Below are 5201 nucleotides of genomic sequence, written 5' to 3'. Positions count from 1 at the left end.
CATAACCCGAAATCCATAAACAGAGGTGGCTCACTTCTCGATGAAAAACCCGGCTCACTTCTGGGTGGAAATCAACAAGTTAACCATGAACACGACTATCATGACGTCACATGATAACCAGAACGTAACCAGCGAACGCGGTGCCCAGCTCGACGAGGGCCAGACCCGCATCGAGATCTTCACGGACGGTTCCTGCATCGGCAACCCCGGCCACGGCGGCTGGGGTTCAGTAACTCTTCGGAAAACAGTGGCTGGTGAGATCATCAAGTCTCGCGATGCATTCGGCTACGACCTATCGACGACGAACAACCGGATGGAACTGACCGCTGTGTGCGCGACGCTGGAGAAACTGGGCAGGGTCACGGACGAGCCGATCACGGTTTTCTGCGACGCGAACCTTATCCCCAACTCGATGAATTCCTGGCTAGCGAAATGGAAGGCCAACGGCTGGAAGAGAAGCGGGGGCAAGGCCGTTGAGAACCGCGATCTCTGGGAGCGTCTGGAAAACGCTGCAGCAGGGCGTAACATCACGTGGGAATGGGTACGTGGACACAACGGCTCCGAACACAATGAACGAGCCGACCGGTTGGCATATGCCGCCGCACGTCGTGCTGAGAAGAAACTCTCGACCCGATAGATCACCAACGAAAAGGCCCCCGGTGGAATGACTGCCGGGGCGTCCACCGAGTGGGCGGTCGCTGGGGATTTCGAACGAGCATGTGCCGAGGGGCGTGGATCGATTTGTTTTGGGTTGGAGTGGATTGGCGTTGCTCAAGCGGACAATCATTTGTTCAACCGCTAGAGAATCAAATTTTTCTTTGCAATCGAAGGTTTTCACGTTACCGCCCATGGACTTTACTCCTTGTCGGTGCGACTAGTTTCAACTCTAAGTAATCGCATCTTGAGGGAACTCACTTGTCTTCGTTTTTGTCTCCTGCTTTTGCTCCTGGTTCCGAACGCACCACTGCCAGCACCGATACCCTATACGACAAAAGCGAGACATCAGTTACGGCCCTTGCAGATGGCGGTTTTGTCGTAGTCTGGGTCAGCGACGGGCAGGATTCGAGTGAAAAGGGCATCTTTGCCCAACTGTTCGATGCAAGCGGAACCCGCGTCGGAGAGGAATTTCAGGTCAATTCCCATACGTCCGGCGACCAATGGCAACCCGCCGTTGCCAGCTTTGAGTCGGGTGGCTTGGTTGTCACCTGGACTTCCGAAGGTCAGGACGGAAGCGAGGGTGGTATCTACTCCCAGCGGTTTGATGCGAGTGGTGAAAAGGTGGGTGGCGAAACACGGGTGAGCAGCGCCACTGTTCTGGATCAAAGCGCCCCGGATGTCGTCACCTTGCCGGATGGGTCCTACATGATCGCCTGGCAGGCCGAAGACGCCGCAAACGACCGGGCGATCTATGCACAGGCCTTTGATACCAATGGCGAGAAGTCCGGTCTGCGCCGTCTGGTCAGCGACAGTGATTTACGGGGAAATCCCGACGACACTGCCCGGCATGCAGTGTTGGAGGTTTTGGACAGCGGCGAAATCGTTGTTGGCTGGGCGTCGGAAAACGTTCCGGCCTTTCGGGTGTTCGACAGCCTGACCGGGGAATTGGCTTCGGTCTTTTATGGTGAACAGGTCGGGACATTAAGGTCGGGATTTGGGACGACGGAAGGCGTAGACATCGTGGCGTTGTCAGGTGGGCGGTTCATGTCGATCTGGGAGCAACATCACTATTCCTATCGTGGGCCTGGGGCCGGACCCACCACCTCAGCTGACCCGCTCTACGGCATGACCTTTTCCAGTGATGGGGTCTCGGAAGGACCGAGAACTTACCTTTTAACATCCGACCTGCCGGACTTTTTCTATGACGAAGAGTATGGCCACGTCTCCTACTTCCGAACGGACTACAGCTTCATCTCTTCCGAATATCACTATGCTCCCGACCGTGTTGTGGGCGGCACGCTGAACAATGCCGACTGGGTAGAACTTGATATCGCAGATGCAAACGGCCCCTCGGTTGCTCAGCTTTCGGATGGCAGAATTCTGGTCGGTTGGAAAAAATACAGCAGCGCGGACATCGAAATCCAGTTCTTCAGCGGCAATGGCGCAACCACGGGCTCGTTGAGTGTCGAGGGTGACGTGCGCCTCGGGGGCATTTTGAGTGCGGTTGTGGAAGGCCTCGCCGACCCCGACGGCATCGTGTCGCAGTCGCTTCAATGGACACGAAACGGCGTGGACATAGAGGGAGAAACCGGCGCGTCATATACGCTGACCGAGGATGACATCGGTGTGCAAATCGGCGTTCGTATGACAGTGGTCGACGAGAAAGGGAATGAAGCGACAGGGGCAGCAACACATCCCTTGGCTCTCGGAGGGCATTTCACAGGGACCGAGGGCGCCGATTCCATCGCCGGTACGATTGGTTCGGACCTGATCGAAGGGTTGGGTGGAAATGACACGCTCGATGGCGGCGATCTAGGGTTTGACACCGTCTTAGGTGGCGACGGAAACGATGCGATTACGGGGGGCGGGTTGAAAAGCGTGACGGCTGGCAACGGCGACGACACGGTTTCAGGCAGCACCAATTACGGCGAAATCCATGGCGATGACGGGAACGACAATCTCGATATCCAGGGCACGGGAAACCAGATTCTCGGCGACGCCGGAAACGATACGCTCCGCGGTGCCGACGGCTCTGTCATCTCCGGTGGGGATGGAAACGACGTTCTGTTCGGCACCGCCGGGACCACCATATTAGGAGGACTGGGCCAAGACGAGATTGTCGCGCAGGGCGGCGGGAACGTGATCAATCCAGGTGATGGGCAAGACACGATTTTTCTAACAGCGGGCGATTTCGACGCAGATCTTGTTCGGGGGTCTGCGGCCGATCTGACCAGCGATTTCCTGTCTGGCTTCCACGCGTCACACGCGGTTTTGATCGAGAACGCCACACTGACTGGTGAAGCGACCTTTGACTTGGTCGAGGGCAATACGCGTATTGTGCTGGCGACCGGCCCCGGCCCGGAAGACTCGTTTTCACTCCTGTTGGAAGGTGATCTGACAGGTCTGGGGATCGAAGCCTTTCAAAGGGGTGGCGACATAGGTATCGGTGTTCAGAGTTTTCTTGAAGGAGGGCTTGGACAAGTCAGGGGCAACATTTTTGCCAATAGTTTTGTCAATACTCGCGCCAACCTTGTCTATGCTGGCGGTGGGGACGACCTGATCATCACGTCCGACTATGGGGCATCGTCGCTTTTCGGCGAGGATGGCGATGACACGATCAGCTCCGGTCCGGCTTCTGAAATGCTGGATGGAGGGACGGGTAACGACAGCCTTGCGGGCAATGGCGGCGACGATACGCTCCAAGGTGGCGATGGAAATGACACCGCCAACGGCGGCGACGGATATGACCTGATCGCAGGCGGCATCGGCGACGATCTCTCGTTTGGTGGAATAGGTGCCGACCGGCTATACGGCGGCGAAGGCAACGATACCCTCTATGGCGAACCGGACAATGACACCCTGACCGGGGGCACTGGCGACGATAGCATTGTTGGTGGCCTCGGCGATGATGAAGCTTTTGGCGAAGATGGCGCCGATACGCTCGATGGCGGCTTCGGACATGACCGGCTTCTAGGTGGCGCGGGGGATGACAGCCTTGATGGTGGTCTAGGGTCGGATACGCTGAACGGTGGCGCGGGCGACGACACGATCATCGGCGGCCCGGGTGAAGATGATCTGCGCGATGTCATCTACGCGGGTGACGGCAACGACAGTGTTGACGCTGGCGCGGGCAACGATCTGATCTTCGGTCAAGACGGCAACGACACCATCGCCGGAGGTGCGGGTGTTGATGAGTTGCAAGGTCAGGACGGCGATGATGTGATCACCGGCTCTGCCTTCTCAGATCTCGTCTTTGGCGGCGCCGGGGATGATTTCGTCAACGGGGGTTACGGCTCCGACCGCATCAATGGCGGCACAGGGGCCGACAAGTTCTTTCATGTTGGGATTGAGGGTCATGGCTCGGACTGGGTGCAGGATTATAGTGTGACCGAGGGCGACGTTTTGCTGTTCGGAAACAGTTCTGCCACTCGCGAACAGTTCCAGGTCAATTTCGCCCACACGGAAAACGCCGAAGGAGAACGCTCAGGCGATGACGCGGTGATGGAGGCATTCGTGATCTTCCGTCCGACTGGCCAGATCATGTGGGCACTGGTCGACGGAGCGGGGCAGGACGGCATCAACCTTAAGATCGGCGATGACGTGTTCGATCTGTTGGGGTGAATTCTGTCTCGGAGACAGGAGGTGCCGAAGTTATGTTTGGAACCACACGAATGGATCAAAAACCTAGAAGATGACTTTCTGAAACAGTCCGATGTTAGTTCCACTTATCGTCCGTGCCAAAATAGAAGTTCCCACAAAGCTCCTACACAGCTGTTTCCTTTTGTCAAAAAATATGCAATAAAATCAGTATATAAGGTAGACAAGATCAGAGTTCAAATCTCTCCGGCAGCACCATGATTTCCCAAGCATACGCAAATACTTGCGCAATATCAGCGCATTCCGCTTGCGGACTCCCGCACAGATGTCCTGCGCAGTGACCCTGGTCATGCCTCGACCTGTCAAAGGCTGCAAGAGCGGAATCTACAACATCCGTGTGCGCGTTCCAGCCGATTTGCTGGCTACAGTCTGTCGCGTCGAAATATCCAGATCGCTGCGAACTCGAGAACCTGTGGAAGCGAAGGAGCGTCTTGCAGCCGAATATGCAGCCACTCAACGCCGATGGGCAGCGAAGCGGACCAAGCCTGAGGCTCTCGCCTTTAAACAGATCGTCAGCGTGGCAGCGAAGATCTATCTGCAACTCATGGCAGCTTGGAGATTGAACCCGGTGAACCTGTGACCTGAGAGCAGATTGGGCGTATGAATACTCTGACAGCTATCGACGACGATTCATGCGAGCGATGATATGCTCCGATGGTCGCCGACCTGCTGTTCGAAAACGGAATCGCAACTGATGCCGGGATTGAACACCTGCCTCCCAAAGAGAGGAGTTTTGGCGGGCCGGTCGCCAAAGCCTTGCCCTCGACGCCAACAGGGGCGCAGTTCGACGATCGCTCAGACGACGCCGAGGTGGGTGGCCTGATCTGACTGGTCCGGTTTGATTGTTAGTGCATTAGTGGCCTCTGGTCCATCTGGACGATGGTTCC

The 5201-nt window shown here is 56.7% G+C and carries 4 protein-coding genes; all 4 read left to right on the top strand.

Annotation, left to right across the window (positions count from 1 at the left end):
* Positions 1-40 precede the first annotated feature (40 nt).
* The 4 genes from G0P99_RS17200 (at position 41) to G0P99_RS17190 (ending at position 5142) form a co-directional block, all read left to right on the top strand.
* A complete protein-coding gene (locus G0P99_RS17200) occupies positions 41-637 on the top strand; it encodes a ribonuclease H (protein WP_239059852.1) in 597 nt (198 codons plus the stop codon).
* Positions 638-1578: 941 nt separating this feature from the next.
* Complete coding sequence (locus G0P99_RS17195) at positions 1579-4278, top strand: calcium-binding protein (RefSeq protein WP_164131720.1); 2700 nt, start codon at positions 1579-1581, stop codon at positions 4276-4278.
* A 301-nt stretch (positions 4279-4579) separates the two neighbouring features.
* The gene (locus G0P99_RS25075; protein ID WP_370462822.1) at positions 4580-4894 is read left to right on the top strand and encodes a DUF6538 domain-containing protein; all 315 of its coding nucleotides are present in this window, start codon (positions 4580-4582) and stop codon (positions 4892-4894) included.
* A gap of 74 nt (positions 4895-4968) precedes the next feature.
* Complete coding sequence (locus G0P99_RS17190; protein ID WP_164131719.1) at positions 4969-5142, top strand: hypothetical protein; 174 nt, start codon at positions 4969-4971, stop codon at positions 5140-5142.
* Positions 5143-5201 lie beyond the last annotated feature (59 nt).

The organism is Ruegeria sp. PrR005 (genome assembly GCF_010500245.1).
In the GTDB taxonomy this organism is placed as follows: domain Bacteria; phylum Pseudomonadota; class Alphaproteobacteria; order Rhodobacterales; family Rhodobacteraceae; genus Ruegeria_B; species Ruegeria_B marisflavi.
The sequence above is the reverse complement of the archived record's forward strand: the minus strand, read 5'-3'. Positions and strand labels throughout refer to the sequence as shown.